The organism is Microbacterium zouquanmingi (assembly GCF_052266695.1).
Taxonomy (GTDB): Bacteria; Actinomycetota; Actinomycetes; order Actinomycetales; family Microbacteriaceae; genus Microbacterium.
In genome coordinates this window covers 88,034-113,181 of sequence record NZ_JBQPQZ010000004.1, presented here as the reverse complement: position 1 = coordinate 113,181, position 25,148 = coordinate 88,034, and the positions used below count along the sequence as shown (strand labels likewise).

The following is a 25,148-nucleotide window of genomic DNA, read 5'->3' as shown; positions in this document are numbered from 1 at the left end:
GTCATGGGGCACAAGAAGAAGACCGTTGCACTGGATCGGGACAACGGCGTTGCCCCCGGCATCATCGCCAAGACGAAGAAGCGCCTCGTCGTCGCCGGAGGTCGCTCGCACCCTGAGCTGACTGCGGCTGTCGCGAAGGCGCTCGGAACGCAGGCGGCGCCTGTCGAGCACCGCACCTTCGCCTCGGGTGAGATCTACGCCCGCTACGAGGTCTCGATCCGCGGAACAGACCTGTTCATCGTGCAGACCTTCGGCGAGCCGGTCAATGAGTGGCTCATGGAGACGCTCATCATGATCGATGCGGCCAAGCGTGCTTCGGCGAAGCGCATCACCGTCGTCGCGCCCTACTTCCCGTATTCGCGTCAGGACAAGAAGGGTCGTGGCCGCGAGCCGATCAGCGCACGTCTGGTCGCGGATCTGCTCAAGACTGCGGGTGCGGACCGCATCATGAGCGTGGATCTGCACGCCGCGCAGATCCAGGGCTTCTTCGATGGTCCTGTCGATCACCTGTTCGCAAAGCCCGTGCTGCTCGAGCACTTCCGCGAGAATCTTACGGAAGAAGACCACGAGACGCTCACCATCGTCTCGCCCGACATGGGCCGTGTGCGCGTCGCCGACACCTGGTCGGACAGCCTCGATGCGCCGCTGGCGATCATCCACAAGCGTCGCGATCCGAAGGTCGCGAACCAGGTCTCCGTGCACGAGATCGTCGGCACGGTCAAGGACCGAACGTGTCTGCTCGTCGATGACATGATCGACACCGGCGGAACGATCGTCAAGGCAGCGCAGGCGCTGAAGGCCAGCGGTGCACGCCGCGTCATCGTCGCCGCCACGCATGCCATCTTCAGCGATCCGGCGAGCCAGCGACTTCAGGACGACGCGATCGATGAGGTCGTCATCACCGACACGATCCCGCTGACCGCATCGCGTCAGTGGGACGGTCTCACGATCCTGCCGATCGCTCCGCTGCTCGCCCGCGCCATCCACGAGGTGTTCGAAGACGGCTCGGTGACCAGCATGTTCGGTGGCGACGCGTAGTCCCTTGATGTTGTGATCTCATTCGCCTCCCTGCGTCAGCGGGTGCTCGCCGTTCTCGGCGCCGTGTCGATGTATCGGCTGGCGCTGTACGGCCTCGGGCTCCTTGCTCTGACCGCACTGGTGCTGTCTCTGTTTGGTCTGGTCTCTCCTGCTCCGATCGAGCTGGTCGCCTCATACGTCGTTCTTGCGGCGGTGATCTCCGCTGTCGATGCCGCGGCGCAGCGACTGCTGCACCTGCCATGGCGCGTGGAGTCGTCTCTGGTCACTGCGCTGGTGCTGCTGTTCGTGATGCAGCCCGGTGCGAACGGGCCGGCGCTAATCGGTCTTGCACTGGCAGGTGCGCTCGCAAGCCTCTCGAAGTACCTCATCGCATGGCGTGGACGCCACATCTTTAACCCGGCGGCATTCGGCGCGGCGGTGGTGTCGATCGTCGGCGCGCTCGGAGCACTCGAATGGCTGGGCACGTCGGCATCCTGGTGGGTGGGAACGCCCGCGATGGCGGGACCGGTGGCACTGGTCGGCCTCGCCATCCTGTGGCGCGTCGAGAAGGTGCGCGTCGTGCTGGTGTTCCTGCTCATCGCAGTGGGAACCTCGGTGGTGCACCAGGCCGCCCAGGCCCCGCCGCTCGGCGGCGAATTCGAGCTGTCTGCGGCGCTGTTCAACGCGGTGCTGCAGTCGCCGTTCCTCTTCCTCGGGATCTTCATGGTCGCCGAACCCCTGACAAGCCCACCGCGCCGCTGGCAGCAGTTCTGGGTCGCTGCTGTGGTGGGAGTTCTCGCGGGCTGGCCGATCATCATCGGCGGCCTGTTCACCCTTGGGCAGGAACGGGCGATGCTGATCGGCAACCTGGTCGCGCTCACCTTCGCCCTGCGCGGATCCGTGCGTCTGGTTCTCGAGAAGCGCGAGTTCATCACCCCGACTGCGCAGGAGCTCACCTTCAGGGCACGCGGGGAGCTGCGGTTCCTTCCTGGGCAGTATCTCGAGCTCGATGTCCCGCATCACCGTCCGGATGCCCGTGGGACCCGTCGCGAGTTCAGCATCGTGTCTGCTCCGGCAGATCTTCCGGTGCTTCGAATCGCGTACAAGAACGGTGATCAGAACCATCCCTCGTCCTATAAGCGCGCGCTGGCCCTGGCAGATCCCGGCACGGTCCTCGCGGTCACCGGTACCTGGGGAGACTTCCTGCTTCCCAAGGGCGACGCTCCCGTGCTCATGGTGGCTGCCGGCATCGGCGTCACGCCTTTCGTCTCGCAACTGCGCCAGCTCCAGGCCGATGGCGCCTCCCGTGACGCCGTGCTCGTATACGTGGCATCCGAGGCCGCCGAACTGGCATTTCGGGCCGAGCTGGAAGCGACCGGCGTGCCGACCATCGTCTTCACTCGCGATGAGCCGGCAGATCTTCCTGCGCACTGGACGTGGGCGCAGGGCATCCGCCTTGACGCAGCGGGACTCGAGCATGCGGTTTCTGACATCGCCGCGCGGCACGCCTTCATCTCGGGCCCGCCGCGGCTGCTCGCCGATCTCGCGCCCGCGCTGCAGAAGACGCATTCGGTGACGACAGACGCCTTCGCCGGGTACTGACGGGCAAGGTCACTGAGGGGCACGGTCACCGAAGGGCGCAGGCCCGGCGGCGCCTGACTTAGATGCCGGATGCTGCGCGCGCGGGGAACCGGACCATGAACGTGGTGTCCCCCGGCTGAGACTCCACCGAGATCGTGCCGTGGTGGCCCTCGACGATGGCCTTGGCGATCGCGAGCCCGAGACCCGTCCCACCGGTCTGGCGGGCGCGAGAGCTGTCGCCGCGGGCGAAGCGTGCGAACAGCTCGTCACGCACCCCAGGGTCGATCCCGGGCCCGTCATCGTGCACGCGGATGACCGCCTCGTTACCTTCCTGCGCCACGCTCAGGGTGATCTGCGTGCCCACCGGGGTGTGCGTCCTGGCATTCGCGAGCAGGTTCGTGACCACCTGGTTCACGCGCCCCGCATCGCCTGCCATCATCACCGGCTCTTCGGGCACATCGATGCTCCAGACGTGTTCGGGGGCAGTCGGGCGCGCATCAGAGATGCTCTCCAGCGCGAGTTGGGTGAGATCGATGGTGCTGTAGACGAGCTCCTGCCCTTCATCGAGACGGGCGAGCAGCAGCAGGTCCTCGACGAGCCGCGTCATGCGCAGAGACTGCGCCTGAATGCGCTCGAGGGCAGTTTCCGTGTCGCTTGCATCCACACCGGCAGCCGATGCCCGAGCCTGGTGAAGAGAGCGAAGCGACAGCTCCGAATAGCCGCGAATGGATGCCAGGGGAGTGCGGAGCTCGTGGCTGGCGTCTGCGACGAACTTGCGCATCCGCTCCTCGTTGCGCTGGCGCGCGGCGAGTGAGTCGTTCACGTGGTCGAGCAGTGTGTTGAGTGATGCGCCCACGAGGCCCGTTTCAGTGCGGGGATCGGCCTCGGCATCCGGAACCCGTTCGGTGATCTCGACCTCACCGCGGTCGAGAGGCTGGTTGGCCACACGCGTGGCAGTGCCCGCCACGGCGCGCAACGGCCGGAGGCTGAATCTGATCGTGACCGCCGTCGTCAGCGCGAGCAGGATGAGCCCGCCGAAGGTGGCGAGGGTGATCACCGTCAGAAGCTGTGCCAGGGTGCTCTGGATGGCATCTCGCGGCAGACCGGTGACGACGGAGATCTTGTCGGAGAACTGTGTTACCGAAGTCTGAGTCACGGTCAACTGGTACGTGCCACCGCGGGGACCGTCCAGAGCGATGACGCCATCAGGGTGCCCGCGGAGAGCCGCATCGATGGCGACGAGCTGCGAATCCGTGAGGTCGCGCACTTCTCCGGAGCCGTTCACTTGAATCCCGCTCGCGCCCTCCTGCGTGGCGATGGCGAGCACCATCCCGGTGGCAGGCGGTGCGACGTTCTCCATCGCAGCCTGAGCGGTCAGCGGCACGTTGCGGACCGCCGCCGGGATAGAGGCCTGTGTGACGAGACTGGTCGTGCGGATGGACAGCGACTTAACCTGCTCCGCCAGCTGCCCCTCGAGGGCTGTGCCGAGCGTCGCGCTCGTGATCACTGCGACGATGATGAGAATCAGTGACACGAAACCGATGACCGCGGTCATCAGTCGTGCCTGAAGTGTCCAGGGCCGAGACGGACCGGCTTCGGTCACTGCGGCGCCTTGATCATGTAACCGACACCGCGCACTGTGTGCAGCAGGGGAGTGCGGCCGGCATCGATCTTCTTGCGGAGGTAGGAGATGTAGAGCTCGACGACTGAGGATTTTCCGCCGAAGTCGTAGCTCCAGACCCGATCGAGGATCTGAGCCTTCGAGAGCACCCGACGCTCATTGCGCATGAGGTACCGCAGCAGTTCGAACTCCGTCGCGGTCAGCTCGATCTCGGTACCGTCGCGCTCGACTTCGTGACTGTCTTCATTCAGCGTGAGGTCGCCGACCCGCAGAATCGACTGGCCCTCGTCAGATGAGGCAAGACCCGTGCGCCGGATGACCGCGCGCAGCCGGGCGATGACCTCTTCCAGGCTGAAGGGCTTGGTGACGTAGTCGTCGCCGCCGGCGGTGAGGCCTGCGATCCGGTCGCCGACGGCGTCCTTCGCTGTCAGGAACAGCACCGGCACGAGGTTTCCGGACTCGCGAAGGCGGCGCAGCACGCTCATGCCATCGAGATCCGGCATCATAATGTCGAGAACCAGCGCATCCGGCTCGAATTCACGCGCCACCTGCAGGGCCTCGAGCCCGGAAGACGCCGTTCGCACCTCCCAGCCCTCCATGCGCAGAGCCATCGCCAGCAGATCGGTGAGCATCTGCTCATCATCCACGGCGAGGATGCGAAGAGGGGAGCCGTCCGGGCGGTGCAGTTCGGGCTGGTCAGCGGTCATGCACTTATTCTGTGGAATCTCCTATGGAGTTTCTATGGAGAATGCTGTGCGTGCTCTGTGAGTAGAAGCTGTTCGCGTTGCGTGAAACACTGTCTCGATGTCGGATGCGGGTACTACCGTTTCTGCATGACCGATGAGACCAGAGCCACTGGATCAACCACCGCCGAACCGTTCGCTGCTCGCCCCACCACTGCCGTCGAAGTCGCCGACCTCGTCCGGCATGCGAAGGAAAGCGGCCTCCGTCTCACGGTCGTCGCGGGCGGGCATGGGCCCTGGGCGCGGACCCCGGCACCAGGCATGCGCATCGAACTCGAAGTGCTCTCACACATCGACGTCGATGGCACTGTTGTCCATATCGGCGGCGGAGCCGTCTGGGGAGACGTCGCGGCGGCGCTTGACGCACATGGGCTGGCGATCAGCTCCGGAGATACTGGATCGGTCGGTGTCGGCGGGCTCACGCTCGGCGGCGGGATCGGATGGATGGTGCGCGCCTGGGGGATCGCCGCCGACCAGCTCATCGGAGCCCAGATCGTGACCGCTGCCGGCGATATCGTCGAGGCATCCGCCGCAGAGAACCCCGATTTGTTCTGGGCGATACGGGGCGGGGGAGGCAACTTCGGGATCGTGACCCGCTTTGATTTCCAAGCGCACCGCATTGCGGGAATCACGCTTGGCGAGCACACGGTAACCGACACCGCTCCTGCGCTGAGGGCACTGCGCGATCTGATGAGGGACGCGCCCCGTGAGTTGACGGTGACCTACATCGACGTACCCCCGATGGACCCCAGCGCTCCGGCGGGAGCGCGGCTCACTGCTGTCTGGGCTGGTGTTGATCCTGACAGGCTCCGAAGCGTCATGGGCCCGGTGTCACACGTCGCTGGAGTCGAGGCAGACTACTCAACGCCGGCGTATCGAGAGATTCTTCTGGGGCCGTCTGAGCCTTCAGAAGGAGCGGATACGCTGCCTGCGTTCATCGGCGGAAACGGTCTGTTCGCTGATTTGGACGACGAGCTCATCGACCGACTTATCGACTTCCGATCGACGCATCCCGCATCCGTAGTTCTCCTGCGGTCACTCGGCGGCGCGTACTCCGACGTCGTGCAAGAAAGCACGCCGTTCCCGGCGCGCAGCGCGAACTGGTTCGTCATGGCGGGTGGATTCGATGTCCCCGGCCTGGTGGACGATGCCACGCGCGAGCGGATCAGTGCGGATTGGGGTCGTATCCAGGAGCGCCGGATCGCCGAGTACGGCAACTTCGCGGTGACGGAGCGCACAGAAGCGGTGCCGGGGATGTTCACTGAGTCGGCCCTTGCCCGGCTTCGTGAGATCAAGGCGAAATGGGATCCGGAGAACCTGTTCCGCAGGAACCACAACATCGAGGTATGAACGAAGAAGGGCTGGGAATCTCGCGATTCCCAGCCCTCACCTCGACTGCGTGATCAGTGCGTGTCTTCTGCTTCGATCTCGGTGCGGTCGCCCGACCAGAGCGTGTGGAAGGTGCCTTCCTTGTCGACGCGCTTGTAAGTGTGGGCACCGAAGAAATCGCGCTGCCCCTGCACGAGGGCTGCCGGCAGGCGGTCAGCGCGGAGGCCGTCGTAGTACGACAGTGATGAGCTGAATGCGGGGGCGGGGATTCCGGCGGTCGCTGCAGCGATGACGACGCGACGCCAGGATGCTCCGGCGCGAGTGATCGCCTCGGCGAAGTAGGGCGCGGTCAACAGTGCGGGCAGCTCGGGTGCCTCGTCGTACGCTTCAGCGATGCGGTTGAGGAACTGGGCGCGGATGATGCAGCCGCCGCGCCAGATCTTCGATACCGCTCCGAGGTCGATGTTCCAGTTGTACTCGGCAGCACCGGCGCGGATCTCGTCGAATCCCTGCGAGTAGGCGACGATCTTCGAGGCGTACAGTGCGAGACGGACATCCTCGATGAACGCGTCGACGTCATCGACCTGGAACTCTTCTGCAGGGCCGGGAAGTCCCACGGCGACCGCACGCTGCTCGGGGTGAGACGAGAGCGAGCGAGCGAAAGTCGCCTCGGCGATTCCAGAGACAGGCACGCCGAGGGAGAGCGCGGTCTGCACGGTCCATGCGCCGGTGCCCTTGGCGCCGGCCTGGTCGAGGATGACATCCACGAGAGGCTTGCCGGTCTCAGCATCCACCTGGCGCAGGACCTCAGCGGTGATCTCGATCAGGTATGACTCGAGTTCGCCGGCGTTCCACTCGGCGAAGATGTCGGCGATCTCGGCAGGCGTCTTGCCGGTGCCGCGGCGGATGAGGTCGTACGCCTCGGCGATGAGCTGCATGTCGGCGTACTCGATGCCGTTGTGGACCATCTTCACGAAGTGTCCGGCACCGTCGTGGCCGATGTGGGTGACGCAGGGCTCGCCCTCGGCGACAGCGGCGATCGACTTCAGGATCGGGCCGAGCGTGACCCAGGACTCATCCGAACCGCCGGGCATGATGCTCGGGCCGAGGAGAGCGCCTTCCTCGCCACCGGAGATTCCTGCGCCCACGAAGTTGATGCCCGTCTCACGGACGGCCTTCTCGCGGCGGATGGTGTCGGGGAAGTAGGCGTTGCCGCCGTCGACGATGATGTCACCGGGCTCGAACACCGAGGTGAGCGAATCGATCACTGCATCGGTTGGGCCGCCGGCCTTGACCATGATGATCGCGGTGCGCGGCTTCACCAGGGAGTCAGCGAACTCCTGGTACGAGAACGCGGGAACGAAACCGGCTTCGGGGTGTGCGGCGAGCAGCTCATCCGTCTTCGAGCGGCTGCGGTTGAGCACCGCGACCGTGTTTCCCTCACGTGAGGCGAGGTTGCGGGCCAGATTCGAACCCATGACGGCGAGTCCAACGACTCCGATATTCGCAGATGCTTCGGGCACAGATTGCTCCTCGATCGTGAAGGGGGGACGACTTCAGATTATCGCTGTGGCGAGGAGGTGTCGCATTCGTGACGACAGACGTCATGAATGCTGCCCGAGACGTCAGTCCTTGCGGTAGCTGGTGCGCCCCATCGCGAACAGAGCGCCGACGGTGCAGACGGTGGCGCCGAGCGCCATCGCGCCGATGAGCCACAGGATCACGTGTGAGAGGAATGCGCCGTCGAGCATGTCGGGCTCCGATTTCTGGGTGTTGTCTGCGTATGTGGAGGACTGTTTTCAGCCTACCGTGAGATCGGGTACCATTGAGGAGTTCCTCGGCGAGGGATGCTTCGCGTGCGCGGCATCCGTAATCGACGCGGCGAATCCAGCCTCGTGGCTATTTCGCACGTCTGCGTCCGGGAAGCCGACCATCAGACCACCACGCGGCGAGCAATTCGCCGTGTGCCCCGAAGGAGAACCAATGTCTCAGGACACCAAGGTCCACGCCGAGGTACGCGAACAGTTCGGCAAGGGCTTCGCCCGTCGTCTGCGCGCAGCCGGCAAGATCCCCGCCGTCATCTACGGCCACGGCACCGACCCGGTGCACGTTGCGCTTCCCGGCCACCAGGTCTCGCTCATCATCCGCCGCGCCAACGCGCTGCTCGAGCTCGACGTCGATGGCAAGGACCACCTCGCGCTCGTCAAGGACGTTCAGCGCGACCCGGTGCGCCAGATCATCGAGCACATCGACCTCCTCGTCGTGAAGAAGGGCGAGAAGGTTCACGTCGAGGTTCCGATCCTCACCGTCGGCGAGTCCTTCTCGGGCACGATCGTGACGAACGAAGTCAACACGATCCGCCTCGAGGTCGAGGCAACGCACATCCCTCAGCACATCGAGGTTTCCGTCGAGGGCCTCGTTGAGGGCGCCCACATCACCGCAGGCGATGTCAAGCTGCCCAAGGGCGCAGCCCTCCTGGACGACCCGGAGCTCCTGCTCCTCGCTGTTTCGGTGCCGGCAGCAGAGGTCGAGTCCTCTGCTGACGCAGAGGCCGCTGAGGCCGCTGCAGCTCCCGCCGCTGAGGCCGCTGCAGAGTAAGTTCTTCAGAACGGCAGAGGGGACGCGAGCACATCGCGTCCCCTCTTTCGTACCTGAGAACAGTTCCGTGTCCGAGAACCGTTTCGTGCCAGAGCACCGCGAGAGATGAGAGTCGAATGGCCCAGACGTGGTTGATCGTGGGACTGGGAAATCCAGGACCCCGCTATGAATCGACCCGCCACAACGTCGGTCAGATGGTCCTCGACGAACTCGCCGCGCGTCGTGGCGAGAGCTTCCGCGAGCACAAGAGCGGCGCGCGCGTCGTCGAGACATGGCTGCGGCCTGGCGCGGACAAGATCGTGCTCGCAAAGCCGAACTCATTCATGAACGTCTCCGGCACCCCTGTCGCAGCCCTCGCGAGGTTCTACTCGGTGTCTCCGGAGCATACGGTCGTGATTCATGACGAGCTGGACATCCCCTTCGACACCCTCAAGCTCAAAAGCGGTGGAGGACACGGCGGGCACAACGGCGTCCGAGACATCGCCCGCGCGATCAGCACCTCAGATTTCCCCCGAGTCCGCATCGGGATCGGGCGCCCGCCTGGTCGACAGGATCCGGCCGACTGGGTGCTGTCACCGTTCGGCAAGACGGAACGAGAGACGCTGCCCGTGCTCGTTTCGGATGCTGCTGACGCAGTCGAGCTGCTGGTCGCAGAAGGGCTGCTTGCCGCGCAGCAGAAGCATCACGCGCCGCGCTGAGTCGGCACGACAGCCGCTCTCGCTCAGGAGGGCTGCGAGATGAATCCGGCGCTTGCGCCGCTGCCCAGCATGACGCTGAGCACAGTGAAGAAGATTACCGGGCCGATCACGCCGAGAATCAGCGCGATGATTCCCCAGACGCGTCCCTGCCGCTTCACGATCGCGATGATGCCCAATACGATCGCAGCAAGACCGGCAAGCGTGCCGCCCCAGAATCCGATCTCTCCCATCAGCACCTGATCGCGGACAGGGGAGAGGAATGCCAGATCCGACGTCGCCGCATTGATGTCACTCGCGACCGTCGGAAGAGCGATTCCGATCTGGTAGCCCGCGATACCGGCGAGGATCGGCATCAGTGCCGCGGCCACGATCGAGAGCGCGAAAGCGATCACGCCCAGCAGAGCAGACCTCGGTGCTGCCGGCTGCGGCGCCTGATAGGCGCCGGCGGGTGCGCCGTAACCGCCGACGGGTGCGGAATAGGCCCCAGGAGGGGTCTGATACGTCGGGTTCTGATAAGACGGCGGCGGAAGCTGCGGTTGTGTCACGCCCCCATCTTAGAGGGCGTGACACAACCTGCTGTCAGAGACGGCGGAGCAGCCCGATCTTGTCGTACACGTCGGCGAGGGTCGCATCGGCGACAGCTTCTGCTCGCGCCGCGTTCGCCGCAAGGATGCGGTCGAGCTCGGCGGGGTCATCGAGAAGCTCGAGAACACGCTCGCGCACCGGCCCGAACTCGGAAGTGACGATCTCGGCGAGGTCCTTCTTAAAATCGCCGTAACCGCGACCCGCGTACTCGTCTTCGATAGCGCCCACCTGGCGCCCGCTCAGGGCAGCGTAGATCGTGAGCAGGTTCGAGACGCCGGGCTTGTTCTCGCGGTCGTAGCGCACCGTGCCATCGGCATCCGTGACCGCGCGCATGATCTTCTTCGCCGACTTGGACGGCTCGTCCAGAAGCCACAGCACGCCCGCATCGGACTCGGCTGACTTCGACATCTTCGACGTCGGGTTCTGCAGGTCGTAGATACGCGCGGTGTCCTTCTGGATCACCGGCTTCGGGATGGTGAAGGTGCTCCCGAAGCGCTTGTTGAAGCGCTCAGCGAGGTCGCGCGTGAGCTCCACGTGCTGCTTCTGGTCGTCACCGACGGGCACCAGCTCGCTCTGATAAAGCAGGATGTCGGCCGCCATGAGCACGGGGTAGGTGAACAGACCCACCGAGGTGGAGTCCTGTCCGAAGCGCGCGGACTTGTCTTTGAACTGCGTCATGCGGCCGGCCTCGCCGAACCCGGTGATGGTGCCGAGCACCCAGGCCAGCTCGGCGTGTGCACGCACATGCGACTGCACATAGAGCGTGGACTTCGACGGCTCGATGCCTGCGGCGATGTACTGCGCAGCCGTGCGACGGGTCTTCTCGCGCAGTTCCTTGGGGTCCTGCGCAACGGTGATCGCGTGCAGGTCGACGACGGAGAAGAACGCGTCGTAGGAACTCTGCATGTCTCGCCACTGCAGCAGAGCACCGATGTAGTTGCCGGCCTGGAGGGAGTCGGCGGAGGGCTGCATTCCTGAGTAGAGACGAGGCTTGTTCACACATCGATTCTATGGCGATGTGACGAGAGACTCCGTCGTCGGCGCTCAGTACGTGTAATCGACGACGACCGGTGCGTGGTCGCTCCAGCGCTCGGCATACGATGCCGCACGGGCCACGTGGTAGCGCTGTGCGCGTTCCATCAGCGAAGGAGTCGCCAGGTGGTAGTCGATGCGCCACCCGGTGTCATTGTCGAAGGCCTGCCCGCGCGCAGACCACCAGGTGTACGGGCCCTCGACCTCGCCGTGGACTCGTCGACCGACGTCGATCCAGCCGAGGCCGGTGCCGACGGTGCCATCGACACCGGTAATCTCTGCGCCGGCCTCACCGAGGTAACGGTCGAAGTACGCGCGTTCGCGGGGGAGGAACCCCGACTTCTTGCGGTTGCCACGCCAGTTCTTGATGTCGAGTTCGCGATGGCCGACGTTGAGGTCGCCTGTGACGAGTGCGAGTGCGTCGTCCTGCCCGAGCTCAGCCAGCCGAACACCGAACGCATCGAGGAACTTCCACTTCTCTTCCTGCTTCGGGGTGTCTGCTTCTCCGGAGTGCACGTACGCGCTCACGACCGTCAGCGGCAGGTCTCCGAGGAGGAAGTCTCCCTCGAGCCACCGGCCCTTCGAATCGAAGTCTTCGGCGCCGAGTGCCGTGCGGTGCGCGAGTGCGGGGATGCGGCTGGCGATGGCCACACCCGCTCGTCCCTTGGCGGTCGCTTCGTCGTGAACGATCGACCAGCCGGGCAGCGCCACCTCGAGATGCTCGTCTTGGCCACGGACCTCTTGCAGGGTCAGAACGTCGACTTCTGCGTCATCGAGCCACCGCTTCATTCCGTTGCGGACAGCCGCCCGGATTCCATTGACATTGACCGAGGCGATACGCAGATGAGGCATGCATCCAGCCTAACGAGGGCCGGGGACATCCCTGCTCTCGCTCTCCTCGATGGCGGCGTTGAGGGTGTCCTGTGCGCGCCGCACCGCACGCGCGAGAGCGTATCGGCGATACCACGATGCGCGTTCATAGGCATCGCGAGCGCGACGCAGTCGTACGCGCGCTGCCAGCACGAGCGCTTCCTGCTCGGCGAGGCGCGCCGCTGCCTCGTCTTCGATCTCGAGCGGGTGATCGTGATCGGCCGCGGTCACCGCGATCCAGGACGCCGCGACGAGAACGATGCTCGCCAGCAGACGGCACCACAGCAGCAGCGCGATGATGACGGCGAACGATGCCAGCAGCGGGTTGCTGGGCACCCGGGTGAGGAGCGCGCCGGCCCCGAGTTGGAGGACCACCATGGCCGCGGCGCCGAGGAGCGACGCGGGCCAGATGAACCGCCAGCGCAGGTCGGCCCCGACGAGAAAACGCATGAGACCTGCGAGCGCGCCCGCATCGATGACGAACGCGCTGAACGCCCAAAGAACCCGGCCGCTGCCGGAGAGCAGCCAGGAGTTCTTATCCCAGTCCAGCAGATCCACCAGCGAATCCAACGCCCACGAGCTGAGAATGCTGAGCGCCGCGCCGCTGAGCAGAGCCAATCCGAACAGCACTCCGGCGAGAAGATCGCGCGCCTTGAGGAGCCAGTAGGACCGCGTGTCGAAAGGCAGCCCGAAGATGTCGCGGATGGCCCGGCGGGTGAAGGTGATCGCGGAGATCGCGGTCCATGCTGCAAAGCCCACCGCGACGGCACCCGTGATGGTCAGCAGGCTCGCGCTGCTCTGCGCGATCGTCTCGACGTCTTTTCTGCTGAGCAGACCCGGATCGCCGATGAGGCCGGGCAGATAGCTGTTTACGAGCTGGATCAGGATGTCGATAGCGCGGGAGCTTGCCCCGAGCCAGAGGCCGACGCCGGCGAAGCTCACGTAGAGGACAGCGAAGAGCGAGAAGAGAACGTAGTAGCTCATCCCCGCCGAGAGCAGGAAGCCGTTCCCGCGCAGGAAGGCTCGCCAGACGCGCACCGGAAAGGTCGCGAGAGTGCGATCCTTCAGGTTGTTCGCGCGCTCGAGAGGTTGCTCGAATCGCTGCTCGAAACGCTCACGCAGCGGGGCGTGGTCCTCTGACATGGCCTCAGCCCTCTCCGCGAGCAGCATCCCCTTGCGGGGCGGAAGCAGTCTCAGGCGCGGCCGCGCAGGATGGCCTGCTTGACCTCAGCGATCGCCTTGGTGACCTCGATGCCACGGGGGCACGCCTCTGTGCAGTTGAAGGTGGTGCGGCAGCGCCACACGCCCTCTTTGTCGTTGAGGATGTCGAGACGGACCTCGGCATTGTCATCGCGCGAGTCGAAGATGAAGCGGTGCGCGTTGACGATCGCTGCCGGACCGAAGTACTGGCCGTCGGTCCAGAAGACGGGGCAGGACGAGGTGCACGCGGCGCACAGGATGCACTTGGTGGTGTCGTCGAAGATCGCACGGTCGGCGATCGACTGCACGCGCTCCTTGCCCTTCTCAGGGGTGGAGTTCGCGACCAGGAAGGGCTGCACCTCGCGGTAGGAGGCGAAGAACGGCTCCATGTCGACGATGAGGTCCTTCTCGAGCGGCAGACCCTTGATCGCCTCGACGTAGATCGGCTTCGAGATGTCGAGGTCCTTGATCAGCGTCTTGCAGGCGAGACGGTTGCGCCCGTTGATGCGCATGGCGTCCGAGCCGCAGATGCCGTGTGCACAGGAACGGCGGAACGACAGCGAACCGTCGACCTCCCACTTGATCTTGTGCAGCGCGTCGAGCACGCGGTCGGTCGCGTACAGCTCGACGTCGTAGTCGACCCAGTGCGGCTCGGCATCCTTCTCAGGATCGAACCTGCGCACGATGAACGTGACCAGGAAGGACTGGATGGCCGGTTCGGCGGCAGCAGGAACCTCTGCGACAGCGGTCGACATGATCAGTACTTCCTCTCCATCGGCTGGTAGTTGGTGATGACAACCGGCTTCCAGTCGAGTTTGATGTGGTCGGAGGGCGTCGACGAGTGCGGGTCACCCGTCAGGTACGCCATCGTGTGCTTCATGTAGTTCTCGTCATCGCGCTTGGGGAAGTCATCGCGCATGTGGCCGCCGCGGCTCTCTTCGCGGTTCTGAGCGGCGTAGACGACGACCTCGGCGATGTCGAGCAGGAAGCCGAGCTCGACGGCCTCGAGCAGATCGGTGTTGAACCGGTGACCCTTGTCGTCGACGTAGACGTTCTTGTACCGCTCACGCAGCTCGGCGATCACGCCGAGCACGTGCTCGAGCGACTCGTGCGTGCGGAAGACCTGGGCGCCGCGGTCCATCTCGTCCTGCAGCTTCTTACGGAGGACAGCGACGCGCTCGGTGCCGTTGCTGCTGCGAAGATGCTCGATCATGCCCGAGACGAAAGCTGCGGGGTTCTCCGGCAGCGGAACGAACTCCGCGGTCTTCGAGTACGCCACGGCGTTGCGGCCTGCGCGCTTGCCGAACACGTTGATGTCGAGCAGAGAGTTGGTGCCAAGACGGTTCGAGCCGTGCACCGACACGCAGGCGCACTCACCAGCGGCGTAGAGACCGGGGACGACCGTGTCGTTATCGGAGAGGACCTCTGCGTCGTTGTTGGTGGGGATGCCGCCCATGGCGTAGTGCGCGGTCGGCATGACAGGCACAGGCTCTGTGACCGGGTCCACGCCGAGGTAGGTGCGCGCGAACTCGGTGATGTCGGGGAGCTTCGTCTCGAGGACCTCGGCACCCAGATGGGTGCAGTCGAGGTAGACGTAGTCCTTGTGGGGGCCGGCGCCGCGTCCGTCGAGGACCTCTTGCACCATGGACCGCGCGACGATGTCGCGCGGTGCGAGGTCCTTGATGGTGGGGGCGTAGCGCTCCATGAAGCGCTCACCCGACTCGTTGCGCAGGATCGCGCCCTCACCTCGGGCGCCCTCAGTGAGGAGGATGCCGAGGCCGGCGAGTCCGGTCGGATGGAACTGGAAGAACTCCATGTCCTCCAGCGGAAGGTTCTTGCGCCACACGATGCCGACGCCGTCACCGGTGAGGGTGTGCGCGTTGGAGGTGGTCTTGAAGATCTTGCCGAAACCACCCGTGGCGAAGATCACGGCCTTGGCCTGGAACACGTGCAGCTCGCCGGTGGCGAGGTCGTAGGACACGACGCCCGCGACCTGCGTGTTGCCAGCGTCGTCCTTGACCGTGATCAGGTCGAGGACGTAGAACTCGTTGAAGAAGTTGATGCCGAGCTTGACGCAGTTCTGGAACAGCGTCTGCAGGATCATGTGGCCGGTACGGTCGGCCGCGTAGCACGCGCGGCGCACTGGAGTCTTGCCGTGGTTGGCGGTGTGACCGCCGAAGCGGCGCTGGTCGATCTTGCCCTCAGGAGTGCGGTTGAACGGCAGACCCATGTTCTCGAGGTCGATGACCGCGTCGATCGCCTCTTTGGCGAGGATCTCAGCAGCATCCTGGTCGACGAGGTAGTCGCCGCCCTTGACGGTGTCGAAGGTGTGCCACTCCCAGCTGTCTTCCTCGACGTTCGCGAGTGCGGCAGCCATGCCGCCCTGCGCAGCACCGGTGTGCGAGCGTGTCGGGTAGAGCTTGGAGATCACGGCTGTCTTCGCGCCGGGCCCCGCCTCGATGGCGGCGCGCATGCCCGCTCCGCCCGCGCCGACGATGACGACGTCGAACTGGTGGTAGTGCACGCCGTCACGAACGACGGAATCCTGATTCTCAGTAGTCACTTCTCGTTGCTCTCTTCTCAGTTTCCGACGACGCCCATGGCCACGCACTGATCCCACAGGACGCTGTCCTGGTTGACGCCGAGGCAGGGGTCGAATGTGAACACGACGAGGGTGCCGAGCACAATGAGCAGACCCGCTGCGAGTGCGACAGCCCACACGAGCGCCTTGCGGACCTTCTCGTGAGTGACGTAGTCATTGATGATCGTGCGCATGCCGTTGCCGCCGTGGATGAATGCCAGCCACAGCATCAGTACGTCCCACCACTGCCAGAACGGCGTGGCGAACTTGCCGGCGATGAACGCGAAGTCGAGCGCGTGGATTCCCTCGCCAACCATGAGGTTGACGAACAGGTGTCCGAAGATGAGGACGATCAGCACGACACCGGATGCTCGCATGAACACCCAGCCCCACTTCTCGAGGTTGATCCCGCGGCGACGACGTGCGGGTGCGGCAACAGTCTGAGCGGACATCAGTGCCCCCCTCCGAATCCGGCGAACGCGAGTGCGAGGTGGCGGGGGATGAACCCGGCCATCAGGATCGCCCACACGGCGATCACACCCCAGAACAGCTGCCGCTGGAAGCGCGCGCCCTTGGACCAGAAGTCAACCAGGATGATCCGGAGACCGTTGATCGCGTGGAAGATGATGGCCGCGACCAGCACGACCTCGCCAAGCGCCATGATCGGGTTCTTGTAGGTGCCGATCACGGCGTTGTACGCCTCGGGGGAGACCCGGATCAGCGCTGTATCCAGTACATGGACCAGCAGGAAGAAGAAAATGGCGACTCCGGTGATGCGATGAAGCACCCACGACCACATGCCCTCACGTCCGCGGTACAGCGTGCCGCGGGGGGCTTTGGACGTGGTTTCTGAAATCGACGGCGTCAAGCGAGTGCCTGCGGACACGGTCGTCCTCCCTATCGATGCGAGGTCGGCAGCATGAGCTGGGTCAGAACCGACCTCAGGACATGCCCGATCGGGTTCCATCCTATTCCTGTTCAAACGCTGGGAGCGACGAAGGGTGGCCTAAGTGTCTCGATGTCGAGATTTCTCATGCCGACTACGCTGAGGACATGACCTCGCCGTTCGACGACTTCTATGCAGTGATCCCCGCCGGCGGCATCGGCAGCCGACTCTGGCCGCTCTCGCGCGCGGATGCGCCGAAGTTCCTGCACGATCTCACCGGTTCCGGCAACTCTCTGCTGCGCGACACCTGGGACCGGTTGGAGCCGATGACCGGCCCTGATCGCATCTCGGTGGTCACCGGCCGCGCGCACCGCGCGGCTGTCGAGGCGGAGCTTCCCGGCATCGCAGATATGAACGTCTTCCTCGAGTCCGAACCCCGCGACTCCGCGGCGGCGATCGGCCTCGCAGCGGCGATCCTGCACCGTCGCGATCCCGATGTCATCATCGGATCCTTCGCTGCGGACCATGTCATTCGCGGCACGCGCACTTTCGAGTTCGCCGTGGAGCAGGCTGTTGCGGTCGCGCGCGACGGATACATCTGCACCATCGGCATCCAGCCTTCTGAGCCCTCTGTCGGCTTCGGGTATATCCAGAAGGGCGATGAGCTCATCGTCGACAAGGCGCCCGAGGCTGCCACCGTCGTGCGCTTCGTGGAGAAGCCCGACCTCGAGACAGCGAAGGTCTACTACGCGGATCGCTCCTTCCTCTGGAACGCTGGCATGTTTATCGCCAAGGCCAGTGTGCTGCTGGATGAACTCGCCGAGAACGAGCCGCAGCTGCACGCCGGACTCCTGGAGCTCGCCGAAGCGTGGGACGACCGCGAACGCCGTGGCCCTGTCGTCGATCGGGTCTGGCCGACGCTCAAGAAGATCGCCATCGACTACGCGGTGGCAGAGCCCGCCGCGGAGAAGGGCCGTCTTGCCGTCATCCCCGGACACTTCGACTGGGACGATGTGGGGGACTTCGCCTCGCTCACCAAGCTCATCTCCGCCGGTCGCAAGAACGACCTCGCGGTGCTCGGGCCCAAGGCGCGCGTGCTGTCGGATGCCGCCACTGGAATCATCGTCAGTCAGACGTCCAGAGTGATCAGTCTGATCGGCGTGAAGGACATCGTGGTCGTCGACACTCCGGATGCTCTTCTGGTCACCACAGCGGAACATGCGCAGCGCGTGAAGGGTGTGGTGGAGTCGCTCAAACTCACCGGTCGCGGAGATGTCTTGTAGCATCTGCGCTTGGTCTATTGCGAGTTCATAACCATTAACCGTGCCGACACTCGCGAATGCGGTAACACTGGGTAACTTAGCCGGACGGGGCCTTGCGATTCGCGCAGGCCAGTAGTCGTGGAGGCTTACGTGACCATTTCCACCAAGAAGCGCGCTCTGGCCGCGCTCGTGGCAACCGGCGTTGCCGTCGCACTCGCGGGCTGCGGAGCCGCACCCGAGGAGAACGGCGGCGGAGACGCTGGCGGCGAGACGATCGACTTCTTGCCTTGCATCGTGTCGGATGCTGGCGGATTCGATGACAAGTCGTTCAACCAGCTGTCCTTCGAGGGCATGGTTCAGGCAGCGGACGAGCTCGGTGTCGAGTACAAGAACGTCGAGTCCAACAGTGAGACCGACTTCGCGCCGAACCTGGAGAGCCTCGTCTCGCAGGGCTGCAACGCAGTCGTGTCCGTCGGCTTCGCGCTTTCGGCTGCGACCGTCGAAGTCGCCACCGCCAACCCCGACATCGACTTCATTCTCGTCGACGACGCAGCGGACAACGACTTCGACGGCGAGAAGGATGCCGAGAATGTCAAGCCGCTGCTCTACGACACGGCCCAGGCCGCGTTCCTGGCGGGTTACCTCTCTGCTGGATACTCCGAGACTGGCAAGGTCGGCACGTTCGGCGGCATGGAGTTCCCGACTGTCACGATCTTCATGGACGGCTTCAAGCAGGGCGTCGACTACTACAACGAGCAGAACAGCACCGCCGTAGAGGTCGTGGGAATGACCTCGTTCACTGGTGGCTTCGAAGCCGGTCCCGAGGCCAAGTCGGTCGCGCAGAACATCGTCGACCAGGGCGTCGACGTGCTCCTGCCGGTCGGTGGGCCCATCTACCAGTCGGCGCTGCAGGTCATCAAGGAGTCCGGTCGTGACATCGCGCTGATCGGTGCGGACGCCGACCTGTTCGTGACCGACCCGAGCACGGCTGACTACGTGCTCACTTCGATCCTCAAGGACATGAAGCTGTCCGTGTACGAGGCGACCATGAGCAGCGCGAACGGCGACTTCGACGCAGAGGCCTACGTCGGCACCCTCGAGAACAAGGGCGTCGGCATCGCCGACCTCCACAACTTCGAGGACAAGGTCGACCCGGCTCTGTGGACCGCTGTGCAGGACCTGCAGAAGCAGATCATCGCGGGCGACGTCACCGTCACGTCCTACCTCGAGTGATCGAGGTATGAACCCCGAGGGGAGGCCGGCCACCCGCCGACCTCCCCTCGCCTATGCCGGGCTCCCACAGGAACCTGGGCTGAAGCACCTTCCCTGATTAGGATCTGACACATGAAGCTTGAACTGCGCGGCATTACGAAGAGGTTCGGCGCGCTGACGGCCAACGACCACATCGACCTCACGATCGAGCCAGGAGAGATCCACTGTCTCCTCGGTGAGAACGGCGCCGGAAAATCGACACTGATGAACGTGCTCTACGGCCTGTACCAGGCCGATGAGGGCTCGATTCTCCTCGATGACGTCGAACAGCACTTCGCCGGGCCAGGCGATGCGATGGCCGCGGGCATCGGCATGGTGCATCAGCACTTCATGCTGATTCCGGTGTTCACCGTCGCCGAGAACGTCATGCTCGGACACGAGAAGACGAACTTCGGAGGCCGCCTGGACCTCGCCGCCGCTCGCACGATGGTGCGTGAGATCTCGGACCGGTTCGGCTTCCAGGTCGACCCGGATGCCATCGTCGAGGATCTTCCGGTCGGTGTTCAGCAGCGAGTGGAAATCATCAAGGCGCTCTCTCGCGATGCCAAGGTTCTCGTCTTCGACGAGCCGACCGCCGTGCTCACGCCTCAGGAGACCGACGAGCTGATGGCGACCATGCGTCAGCTGCAGCAGTCCGGCACCTCCATCGTCTTCATCACCCACAAACTTCGCGAGGTGCGCGAGGTGGCCGACCGGATCACCGTCATCCGCCTCGGCCAGGTCGTCGGTGAAGCGTCACCGACCGCGAGCAACGAAGAACTCGCCTCTCTGATGGTCGGTCGCGCGGTGGAGCTCACCGTGCACAAGGAGGCTCCCAAGCTCGGCGACGAGTCTCTCGTCGTGTCTGAGCTCACCGTCACCGACGAACTCGGAACGGTTCTGGTCGATGACGTGTCCTTCTCCGTTCGTGGTGGCGAGGTGCTCGTCATCGCCGGTGTCCAGGGCAACGGTCAGACCGAGCTCACCGAGGCCATCGTCGGCCTTCAGCCCCGCGTCAAAGGCAGCGTGCGTCTCAACGGCGAAGAGCTGATCGGCCGCTCGGTGCGCGACATCCTCGACGACGGCGTCGGCTTCGTGCCAGAGGACCGCAGCACCGATGGCATCGTCAAGGAGTTCTCGATCGCAGAGAACCTCATGCTGGACCGTTCGGTCGGCGCCCCGTTCGTCAAGGCGGGAACCCTGCAGTTGCAGGTGCTCGACGAGTTCGCCAAAGAGAAGATCGCCGAGTTCGACATCCGCACTCAGGGTCCGGCGCAGGCCGCTGGTCGCCTCTCGGGTGGAAACCAGCAGAAAGTCGTGCTTGCCCGTGAGCTGAGCCGTGATCTGTCGCTGTTCGTGGCCGCCCAGCCGACACGAGGAGTCGATGTCGGCTCCATCGAGTTCATCCACAAGCGCGTCATCGAGACGCGCGACTCCGGCATCCCCGTCGTCGTGATCTCGACCGAGCTCGATGAGGCCGCAGCCCTCGCTGATCGGATCATGGTGATGTACCGCGGCAAGGTCGTCGGCATCGTCTCCGGCGACACTTCGCGCGAGAAGCTCGGTCTGATGATGGCCGGCATGGTCGAGGCGACTGAGGAGACCAGCGCATGAGCAGTGCAGAACTGAATTCGGTCTCGCCGCCTCCGGCGAATTTCGGCACCGACCCCGCAGCAGAAGTCGAGCCTTCGCGCTGGCACGGAGCCTTCCGCCGGATCGTGATGGGCAACGGGCTCATCTCGGTGCTGTCGGTGATCCTGGCGCTGATCGCCGGCTCGATCATGATCGCGTTCACCGATCCGGACGTACAGCGCACGGCCGGGTACTTCTTCAGCCGCCCGCAGGACATGCTGGTTGCGATCTGGAACTCGATCTCCGGCGCATACGTGGCCCTGTTCCAGGGAGCGTTCTACAACTTCCGTGTCGATGGTTTCGCCGCCGGCATCAAGCCGCTGACCGAGACGCTCAAGTTCGCGACGCCTCTGATCGCGGCCGGCCTCGGCGTCGGACTCGCCTTCCGGGCAGGGCTGTTCAACATCGGTGGTCAGGGACAGATGCTCATGGCAGCAGCCGCCGCAGGCTGGGTGGCCACGAGCATGAACCTTCCCTGGCCGCTGCACATGCTCGTCGCCATCGTCGCCGGAATCATCGCCGGTGCGATCTGGGCCGGCATCGCCGGCATCTTGAAGGCCCGCACAGGCGCCCACGAGGTGATCGTGACGATCATGCTCAACCACATCGCCCTCTATCTGCTGGCCTGGATGCTCGCCACGCAGGGAATCCTGCAGGCACCGGGATCCAACAACCCGAAGACGGCCGCGATGGCAGAGTCGGCGATCCTTCCCGGCATCCTCGGACCCAGATACAACCTGCACGCCGGCTTCATCCTCGCTCTGATCGCCGTGGCATTCACCTGGTGGCTGCTCGAGCGCTCCAGCCTCGGCTTCCGATTCCGCGCCGTGGGAGAGAACCCCACCGCGGCTCGCGTCGCAGGCATCAGCGTCGGTCGGATGTACTTCCTCGTCATGGTCATCGCCGGTGGCCTCGTGGGCATCGCCGGCGTCAGCCAGGTGCTCGGAACGGTCACGAGTGGTTTCGGTGGTGACATCGACGCCGGCATCGGATTCGACGCGATCACCGTGGCGCTGCTCGGCCGCTCCACACCACTCGGCATTCTCGCGGCCGGCATCCTGTTTGGTGCGTTCAAGGCCGGTGGCTTCGAGATGCAGGCATCCGAGAACGTTCCGATCGAGATCGTTCTGGTCGTGCAGTCCCTGATCGTGCTGTTCATCGCAGCGCCGCCTCTCGTGCGGGCGATCTTCGGTCTGCCGCAGCCCGGTGCCAGAAAGAAACCGAACAAGCCCAAGAAGCCGAAGAAGAATGCGGCGCAGATCGCTGAGGAGGTGTCGGCATGACCGTCATGGCTGAATCGGTGGTCAGTGACGAACAGCGTCACGTCACGGTCACCTCATGGAAGACGCCGATCATCTTCGGCCTGTTCACCGTACTGTTCGCACTGCTGCCGCTGCTCGTTCCGCGCGAGGGGAACAGCACGTTCCGCCTGGTCCGCTCGGCGGATGCCGCAATCCAGCTGCCAGAGCTCGTGCTGCCGGCCAACGCCACGGCATGGGTCGCAGTCGTCCTGCTCGCCGCGATGACTGCGCTGGCGATCGTCTGGACGCGTGCGGCGCGCAAGCTGCCGCTGTGGCTGACCGTCGTCTACGTCGCCGTGCTCCTCATCGGATTCCTCGCGTGGGCTTCGGCCGGCGGCACGCTGCCGATGATCGGCCTGCTCGGCGGTGCGCTCGCGCTTGCGACGCCCCTGATCTTCGGGGCACTGGGCGGTGTGATCGGTGAGCGTGTCGGCGTGGTCAACATTGCCATCGAGGCCCAGCTTCTCGCCGGCGCCTTCATGGCCGCCGTCGTGGGATCTGCGACGCAGAGCGCCTGGGCCGGCCTGATCGCGGCAATGGTCGCCGGCGTGCTGGTCTCACTCGTGCTCGCCGTGTTCGCCATCACCTACTACGTCAATCAGGTCATCGTCGGCGTCGTGCTGAACGTGCTGGTGGCGGGGCTCACGACGTTCCTCTACCGCCAGGTGCTGGGTGCGAACCCAGAGCAGCTGAACTCGCCGCCGCTGTTCCCTGTGCTTCCGATTCCGCTGCTGAGCGAGATTCCTGTGCTGGGTCCGGTGCTGTTCCGCCAGACGATCATCGTCTACCTGATGTACGTCACGGTATTCCTGGTCTGGTACGGCCTGTACCGCACCCGCTGGGGCCTGCGCCTGCGCGCAGTCGGCGAGCACCCTCAGGCCGCGGACACCGTCGGAATCAAGGTCGCACCGACCCGCTACTGGAACATGATGCTCGCTGGTGCGATCGCGGGTATGGGTGGTGCGTTCTACACGCTGGTCACGAACCCGCAGTTCGGTCGCGAGATGACCGCGGGTGCCGGATACATCGCTCTTGCCGCGGTGATCTTCGGAAAGTGGGATCCGGTGCGAGCGACCCTCGCAGCGCTCCTGTTCGGGTTCGCGACGAACCTGCAGGGAGTGCTTTCGGTGATCGGGTCTCCGGTGCCGAGCCAGTTCATGCTGATGCTGCCGTACGTCGTGACGATCTTCGCCGTGGCGGGCCTTGTCGGGCGTTCGCGTCCGCCGGCAGCATCCGGCGAGCCATACATCAAGAGTTAGAAAGAGCTATGACTGACATCGACTGGGACGAGCTCCGTCACGTCGCCACAGAGGCCATGCAGAAGGCCTACGCGCCCTATTCACGGTACAAAGTGGGAGCCGCGGCTCTCGTTGCCGACGGACGCATCGTCGCCGGATGCAACGTCGAGAACGCCTCCTACGGCGTGACGCTCTGCGCCGAGTGCGCACTGGTGGGAGACCTGCACATGTCTGGAGGCGGCAAGCTCGTCGCCTTCGTCTGCGTCAACAATGACGGGCAGACGATCATGCCATGCGGCCGCTGCCGACAGCTGCTGTACGAGCACTCCATGCCGGAGATGCTGCTGGAGACGGTCTCCGGCATCCGCACGATCGATGAGGTGCTGCCCGACGCATTCGGGCCGCGCGACCTGGAGGATGTCCGATGAGTGAGCCATTCGACGCGATCGACGTCATCCGCGCGAAGCGCGGCGGTGGCGCTGTCCCCGAACCCGAGCTGCGCTGGATGGTCGATGCCTACACGCGTGGCTATGTCTCCGACGCGCAGATGGCATCGTTCGCGATGGCCATCTTCCAGCGCGGGATGGAGCGCGACGAGATCCGTGTCCTCACCGACGCGATGATCGCATCGGGAGAGCGGATGAGCTTCGCAGACCTCGGCAAGAAGACCGTGGACAAGCACTCCACAGGTGGCGTCGGCGACAAGATCACGCTTCCGCTGGCACCGCTGGTGGCATCGTTCGGCGTTGCGGTTCCGCAGCTGTCCGGCCGGGGTCTCGGTCACACCGGTGGCACTCTGGACAAGCTCGAGTCCATTCCCGGGTGGCGGGCAGCTCTCAGCAACGAAGAGATGTTCGCGCAGATGCAGAGCGATGTCGGCGCGGTGATCTGTGCCGCCGGCTCGGGCCTTGCCCCTGCAGACAAGAAGCTCTACGCCCTGCGCGATGTCACTGGCACCGTCGAGGCGATTCCGCTCATCGCCTCGAGCATCATGTCCAAGAAGATCGCTGAGGGGACCGACGCCCTCGTGCTGGACGTGAAGTTCGGCTCCGGCGCGTTCATGCAGGACATCGACCGCGCTCGCGAGCTCGCCCAGACGATGGTCGCGCTCGGCACGGATTCGGGAGTGGCCACGACGGCCCTTCTGACCGATATGAATGTGCCGCTCGGCCTGGCAATCGGAAACGCGAACGAGGTTCGCGAGTCCGTCGAGGTGCTCGCCGGCGGCGGCCCCGCCGATGTTCGCGAGCTGACGATCGCGCTGGCGCGTGAGATGCTCGCGCTCGCCGGCCATCCGGATGCCGATGTCGAAGGAGCGCTGGATAACGGGCGGGCCATGGACACCTGGAACGCGATGATCCGTGCCCAGGACGGCGACCCGGATGCTGCGCTCCCCGTGGCTCGTGAGACCCATGTGGTCACGGCTCCGTCTGACGGCGTGGTGACCCGGATCGATGCTCTGCCGTTCGGCGTCGCCGCATGGCGACTGGGCGCAGGACGCGCGCGCGCCGAGGACGAGGTCGTGCATGCTGCAGGAATCGACCTGCACGCCAAGCCCGGTGATCGCGTTTCTGCAGGACAGCCGCTGTTCACACTGTCCGCGCAGGATGAAGCGCGGTTCGCACGTGCGCTCGACGCTGTCGAAGGCGCGTGGGCTATCGGAGAGAGCGCGCCGGAGATCGGGCCTCTCGTCCGCGAGCGGATCACCGCGTAAGCTGGGACG

The 25,148-nt window shown here is 64.8% G+C and carries 24 protein-coding genes; 12 read left to right on the top strand and 12 right to left on the bottom strand.

Annotated elements, in window-relative coordinates:
- Positions 1-3 precede the first annotated feature (3 nt).
- Together ACTU6U_RS09990 and ACTU6U_RS09985 are read left to right on the top strand one after the other, a co-directional pair.
- Positions 4-1,038, top strand: a complete 1,035-nt coding sequence (locus ACTU6U_RS09990; protein ID WP_417510780.1) for a ribose-phosphate diphosphokinase — start codon at positions 4-6, stop codon at positions 1,036-1,038.
- Between the two features lie 69 nt (positions 1,039-1,107).
- Positions 1,108-2,619, top strand: a complete 1,512-nt coding sequence (locus ACTU6U_RS09985; RefSeq protein WP_443469232.1) for an FAD-dependent oxidoreductase — start codon at positions 1,108-1,110, stop codon at positions 2,617-2,619.
- Between the two features lie 58 nt (positions 2,620-2,677).
- On the opposite strand, the gene ACTU6U_RS09980 is transcribed toward ACTU6U_RS09985, so the two are convergent.
- The gene (locus tag ACTU6U_RS09980; RefSeq protein WP_443468968.1) at positions 2,678-4,153 is read right to left on the bottom strand and encodes a sensor histidine kinase; all 1,476 of its coding nucleotides are present in this window, start codon (positions 4,151-4,153) and stop codon (positions 2,678-2,680) included.
- 44 nt (positions 4,154-4,197) lie between these two features.
- Positions 4,198-4,926 (bottom strand): response regulator transcription factor, encoded by a 729-nt coding sequence (locus ACTU6U_RS09975; RefSeq protein WP_417510778.1) that lies wholly within the window; start codon positions 4,924-4,926, stop codon positions 4,198-4,200.
- 126 nt (positions 4,927-5,052) lie between these two features.
- Here ACTU6U_RS09975 and ACTU6U_RS09970 point away from each other — a divergent pair, with 126 nt between their 5' ends.
- Positions 5,053-6,312 carry an FAD-binding oxidoreductase gene (locus ACTU6U_RS09970; protein WP_443468967.1) on the top strand — a complete coding sequence of 420 codons (1,260 nt, stop codon included), beginning with the start codon at positions 5,053-5,055 and terminating at the stop codon, positions 6,310-6,312.
- A gap of 53 nt (positions 6,313-6,365) precedes the next feature.
- Here ACTU6U_RS09970 and gnd read toward each other — a convergent pair whose 3' ends face one another.
- The gene (gnd, locus tag ACTU6U_RS09965; protein WP_443468966.1) at positions 6,366-7,814 is read right to left on the bottom strand and encodes an NADP-dependent phosphogluconate dehydrogenase; all 1,449 of its coding nucleotides are present in this window, start codon (positions 7,812-7,814) and stop codon (positions 6,366-6,368) included.
- A gap of 102 nt (positions 7,815-7,916) precedes the next feature.
- Positions 7,917-8,042, bottom strand: coding sequence for a hypothetical protein (locus ACTU6U_RS09960; protein ID WP_443468965.1), 126 nt, complete (start codon positions 8,040-8,042; stop codon positions 7,917-7,919).
- Positions 8,043-8,274: 232 nt separating this feature from the next.
- Between ACTU6U_RS09960 and ACTU6U_RS09955 the strand changes: the two genes are divergently transcribed.
- Complete coding sequence (locus tag ACTU6U_RS09955; protein ID WP_443468964.1) at positions 8,275-8,889, top strand: 50S ribosomal protein L25/general stress protein Ctc; 615 nt, start codon at positions 8,275-8,277, stop codon at positions 8,887-8,889.
- Positions 8,890-9,005: 116 nt separating this feature from the next.
- Positions 9,006-9,587, top strand: a complete 582-nt coding sequence (gene pth / locus ACTU6U_RS09950; RefSeq protein WP_443468963.1) for an aminoacyl-tRNA hydrolase — start codon at positions 9,006-9,008, stop codon at positions 9,585-9,587.
- Positions 9,588-9,610: 23 nt separating this feature from the next.
- Here the strand turns inward: pth and ACTU6U_RS09945 are convergent, their stop codons facing one another.
- From ACTU6U_RS09945 to sdhC, 8 genes are read right to left on the bottom strand one after another with little or no spacing between them, the layout of a single operon-like run.
- A complete protein-coding gene (locus ACTU6U_RS09945; RefSeq protein ID WP_443468962.1) occupies positions 9,611-10,132 on the bottom strand; it encodes a hypothetical protein in 522 nt (173 codons plus the stop codon).
- 34 nt (positions 10,133-10,166) lie between these two features.
- Positions 10,167-11,171: a tryptophan--tRNA ligase gene (trpS, locus tag ACTU6U_RS09940; RefSeq protein ID WP_443468961.1), complete on the bottom strand. Its 1,005-nt coding sequence runs from the start codon at positions 11,169-11,171 to the stop codon at positions 10,167-10,169.
- Between the two features lie 45 nt (positions 11,172-11,216).
- Entirely contained in the window at positions 11,217-12,056 is an 840-nt protein-coding gene (locus ACTU6U_RS09935; protein WP_443468960.1) for an exodeoxyribonuclease III, read from the bottom strand.
- Between the two features lie 9 nt (positions 12,057-12,065).
- Positions 12,066-13,217, bottom strand: a complete 1,152-nt coding sequence (locus ACTU6U_RS09930; RefSeq protein ID WP_443468959.1) for a YihY/virulence factor BrkB family protein — start codon at positions 13,215-13,217, stop codon at positions 12,066-12,068.
- Positions 13,218-13,267: 50 nt separating this feature from the next.
- Positions 13,268-14,029 carry a succinate dehydrogenase iron-sulfur subunit gene (locus ACTU6U_RS09925; RefSeq protein WP_443468958.1) on the bottom strand — a complete coding sequence of 254 codons (762 nt, stop codon included), beginning with the start codon at positions 14,027-14,029 and terminating at the stop codon, positions 13,268-13,270.
- Between the two features lie 2 nt (positions 14,030-14,031).
- Positions 14,032-15,837, bottom strand: coding sequence for a succinate dehydrogenase flavoprotein subunit (gene sdhA, locus ACTU6U_RS09920; RefSeq protein WP_443468957.1), 1,806 nt, complete (start codon positions 15,835-15,837; stop codon positions 14,032-14,034).
- Between the two features lie 17 nt (positions 15,838-15,854).
- On the bottom strand, positions 15,855-16,307 hold the full coding sequence (locus ACTU6U_RS09915) for a succinate dehydrogenase hydrophobic membrane anchor subunit (RefSeq protein WP_443468956.1): 453 nt from the start codon (positions 16,305-16,307) through the stop codon (positions 15,855-15,857).
- Positions 16,307-16,741, bottom strand: coding sequence for a succinate dehydrogenase, cytochrome b556 subunit (gene sdhC, locus ACTU6U_RS09910; protein ID WP_443468955.1), 435 nt, complete (start codon positions 16,739-16,741; stop codon positions 16,307-16,309). Before sdhC ends, ACTU6U_RS09915 begins: the two co-directional genes overlap by 1 nt.
- A 167-nt stretch (positions 16,742-16,908) precedes the next feature.
- Here sdhC and ACTU6U_RS09905 point away from each other — a divergent pair, with 167 nt between their 5' ends.
- The 7 genes from ACTU6U_RS09905 to ACTU6U_RS09875 all read left to right on the top strand — a co-directional run bounded on the left by ACTU6U_RS09905 (position 16,909) and on the right by ACTU6U_RS09875 (position 25,139).
- Complete coding sequence (locus tag ACTU6U_RS09905; RefSeq protein ID WP_443468954.1) at positions 16,909-18,024, top strand: mannose-1-phosphate guanylyltransferase; 1,116 nt, start codon at positions 16,909-16,911, stop codon at positions 18,022-18,024.
- A 129-nt stretch (positions 18,025-18,153) separates the two neighbouring features.
- Positions 18,154-19,236, top strand: coding sequence for a BMP family lipoprotein (locus tag ACTU6U_RS09900; RefSeq protein WP_443468953.1), 1,083 nt, complete (start codon positions 18,154-18,156; stop codon positions 19,234-19,236).
- A gap of 111 nt (positions 19,237-19,347) precedes the next feature.
- On the top strand, positions 19,348-20,868 hold the full coding sequence (locus tag ACTU6U_RS09895; RefSeq protein ID WP_443468952.1) for an ABC transporter ATP-binding protein: 1,521 nt from the start codon (positions 19,348-19,350) through the stop codon (positions 20,866-20,868).
- Positions 20,865-22,169: an ABC transporter permease gene (locus ACTU6U_RS09890; protein ID WP_443468951.1), complete on the top strand. Its 1,305-nt coding sequence runs from the start codon at positions 20,865-20,867 to the stop codon at positions 22,167-22,169. The genes ACTU6U_RS09895 and ACTU6U_RS09890 overlap by 4 nt, the downstream gene beginning before the upstream one ends.
- On the top strand, positions 22,166-23,446 hold the full coding sequence (locus ACTU6U_RS09885) for an ABC transporter permease (protein WP_443468950.1): 1,281 nt from the start codon (positions 22,166-22,168) through the stop codon (positions 23,444-23,446). Before ACTU6U_RS09890 ends, ACTU6U_RS09885 begins: the two co-directional genes overlap by 4 nt.
- 8 nt (positions 23,447-23,454) lie before the next feature.
- A complete protein-coding gene (locus ACTU6U_RS09880; protein ID WP_443468949.1) occupies positions 23,455-23,853 on the top strand; it encodes a cytidine deaminase in 399 nt (132 codons plus the stop codon).
- Positions 23,850-25,139, top strand: coding sequence for a thymidine phosphorylase (locus tag ACTU6U_RS09875; protein ID WP_443468948.1), 1,290 nt, complete (start codon positions 23,850-23,852; stop codon positions 25,137-25,139). Before ACTU6U_RS09880 ends, ACTU6U_RS09875 begins: the two co-directional genes overlap by 4 nt.
- Positions 25,140-25,148: the final 9 nt, after the last annotated feature.